The following is a 3,297-nucleotide window of genomic DNA, read 5'->3' as shown; positions in this document are numbered from 1 at the left end:
CGGACGCTTCGCCGACATGGGCAAAACCGACATCCGCAACCCCCACGACATCACCACCCACCACCCCAACGTCCACTACCAAGCCTTCGACCTGGCGGATGTATCACCCGAGCGCACTGGTGAGATACTTCGGGAAGTACTCAGCCTGTTCGAGGCGGGGGTGCTGAAGCCGCTGCCGGTCACGGCCTGGGACGTACGCCAGGCACCCGAAGCGTTCCGTCACATCAGCCAGGCACGCCATATCGGCAAGGTCGTCCTCACCGTCCCCACCCCCCTCAACCCCGACGGGACCGTCCTCATCACCGGAGGCACCGGCGGGCTGGGTGCACACATCGCCCGACACCTCGTCACCCACCACGGCATCCGCCACCTCCACCTCCTCAGCAGAAGCGGACCCAACGCCCCCGGAGCCACCGAACTCCACAACGAACTCACCGCCCAAGGCGTCACCATCCACATCACCGCCTGCGACACCACCAACCGCACCGAACTCGAACACACCCTCACCACCATCCATCCCGACCACCCCCTCACCGCCGTCATCCACACCGCCGGCACCCTCCACGACAGCACCATCGAAACCCTCACCCCAGACCAACTCGATGCCGTCCTCCGCCCGAAGATCGACGCCGCATGCCATCTCTATGAGCTGACGCGCTATCTCGATCTCGCCCAATTCGTCCTCTTCTCGGCGGCGTCGGGCATCCTCGGCGGGCCCGGGCAGGCGAACTACGCGGCGGCGAATGCCTTCCTCGACGGGCTGGCCGTACATCGCCGGGCCCAGGGGATCCCGGGTATCGCACTGTCCTGGGGCCTGTGGGCCGAACGCAGCGGTATGACCGGGCATCTGAACGACACCGATTTGGAGCGGATGGAGCGAGGCGGAATCAAGCCGCTCTCGACTGAGCAGGGGCTGGCGCTTCTCGACGCCGCACTCGATACCGGTAAAGCACATCTCGTTCCGATCAAGCTGGATGTACCGACGCTGAGGAAGCGTGCCCAGAGCACCGGCGTGCCGGCGGTCCTCCACGGTCTCGTACGAGCTCCCTTGCGCAAGGCGGCAGGTGCCGCCACGGCGAACGGTCTCCCACTGACCCACCAGCTCATGGCTCTGAACGGCGTGGAGAGCAGACGCGTCGTGCTCGATCTGGTACGCGCCAACGCAGCGGCGGTCCTGGGACATGGCTCCGGCGACGAGGTAGAAGCGGACCGCGCGTTCGGGGAGGCCGGTTTCGATTCGCTGACGGCAGTGGAGCTGCGCAACCGCCTCAACAAGGCCACCGGACTTCGGCTTCCCGCCACCCTCATCTTCGACCACCCGACCCCGCAGGCACTCGCCGACCACCTGTTCGCGGAGCTGCTCGGGGAGGCAGCGCCGGTACGCGCGACAGTGGCATCGGCCGCTCGGGCCGACGACGATCCCATCGCCATCGTAGGGATGAGCTGCCGACTTCCCGGAGGTGTGACGAGCCCCGACGAGCTGTGGCAGCTCGTGACCGGGGAGCAGGACGCGATCTCCGGGTTCCCCGAGGACCGTGGCTGGGACCTTGAGGAGTCCGGTACGGACACACTCTCCTACGTCCCCCGAGGTGGCTTCATCCGGAATGTGGGTGGGTTCGACGCCGACTTCTTCGGCATCAATCCCCGTGAGGCACTGGCGATGGATCCGCAGCAGCGACTGCTGTTGGAAACCTCCTGGGAGGTCATCGAACGCGCCGGGATCGCGCCCGGAACGCTCAAGAACAGTGGTACCGGTGTATTCGTCGGGGCGAGTCGGCAGGACTACGCGGCACTGCATGCCGCGAACACTCCGAAGGAGTTGGAGGGTTACCTGGTCACGGGCAACGCTTCAAGTGTGGCGTCAGGCCGTCTGTCGTACACCTTCGGGCTTGAGGGTCCTGCGGTGACGGTGGACACTGCCTGCTCGTCCTCACTGGTGGCGCTGCACCTCGCCGCCCAATCCCTTCGCCAGGGCGAATGCGACCTGGCACTCGCCGGCGGCGCCACCGTCATGGCAACGCCCGGGGTCTTCGGGGAGTTCGGCCGACAGGGTGGTCTGGCCGCGGATGGTCGGTGCAAGGCGTTCGCGGATGCCGCTGATGGGTTCGGCATGGCGGAGGGCGTGGGGATGCTGCTGTTGGAGCGGCTCTCCGACGCCCAACGCAACGGCCACCGCGTGCTAGCGGTCGTACGGGGCTCCGCGGTCAACCAGGACGGTGCGTCCAATGGACTCACCGCACCCAACGGGCCGTCGCAGGAGCGGGTGATCCGCCAGGCTCTGGCCAATGCCCGCCTCACGCCGCAGGACATCGACACTGTCGAAGCGCATGGCACGGGCACGCGACTCGGCGACCCGATCGAGGCGCAGGCGCTGCTCAACACCTACGGGCAGGACCGACCCGGCGACCGACCCCTCCACCTCGGATCGGTCAAATCAAACATCGGCCACACCCAGGCCGCCGCCGGAGTGGCCGGCGTCATCAAGATGGTCAAGGCGCTGGAGCACGAGCAGCTTCCGCGGACGCTTCATGTGGACGCTCCGTCGACGCAGGTCGACTGGACCACCGGAGCGGTGGAACTCCTCACCGAACCGCAGGACTGGCCGCACGACACCGACCGGCCACGCCGTGCCGGCGTCTCTTCATTCGGTGTGTCAGGCACCAACGCCCACGTCATCCTCGAACAAGCCCCCGAAACGTCAAGCACTGTCCCGGACGCCACGAACACTCCGGACAGCACCGACCTTCCTCTTCTTCTGTCGGGGAAGTCGGAGGGTGCGTTGCGGGCCCAAGCCCGGCAGCTTGCTACTCATCTCGACGGTGAAGACGGGCCAGCGCTGGTCGACGTCGCCCACGCCCTCGCCACCACCCGTACGCAGTTCGACCATCGTGCTGTGATCCTCACCCGTGACGAAGACCGGACCACCGTCCTCGCCCGGTTGAATGCGCTGGCCGGCGGAACCGAAACCCCCGGACTCATCCAAGGCACCGTTCCCTCCGCTCCCGGGAAGTTGTTGTGGGTTTTCCCTGGTCAGGGGTCTCAATGGCCGGGAATGGGACTCCACCTCACCACCGAGTCCCCCGCCTTCGCCCAACGCCTCGATGAGTGTGCACAAGCCTTGGAACCCCACACCGGGTGGCGTCTACACGACATCCTCGACGATGAAGAACTCCTGCAGCGTGTCGATGTCATCCAACCCGCACTCTGGGCCCTCATGGTCTCCCTCGCCCACCTCTGGACCACCCACGGCATCACCCCCCACGCCGTCACCGGACACAGCCAAGGCGAAATAGCCGC

1 protein-coding gene is annotated in these 3,297 nt (G+C 66.6%); it reads left to right on the top strand.

Features of this window, described 5'->3' with window-relative positions:
* Window positions 1-16: 16 nt before the first annotated feature.
* Window positions 17-3,297: SDR family NAD(P)-dependent oxidoreductase (locus tag ABZ348_RS34555; RefSeq protein ID WP_358939959.1), on the top strand; the 3,281-nt coding region annotated here is incomplete at its 3' end.

The sequence above is a fragment of the Streptomyces sp. NPDC005963 genome (assembly GCF_040638655.1).
Taxonomy (GTDB): domain Bacteria; phylum Actinomycetota; class Actinomycetes; order Streptomycetales; family Streptomycetaceae; genus Streptomyces.
The sequence above is the reverse complement of the archived record's forward strand: the minus strand, read 5'-3'. Positions and strand labels throughout refer to the sequence as shown.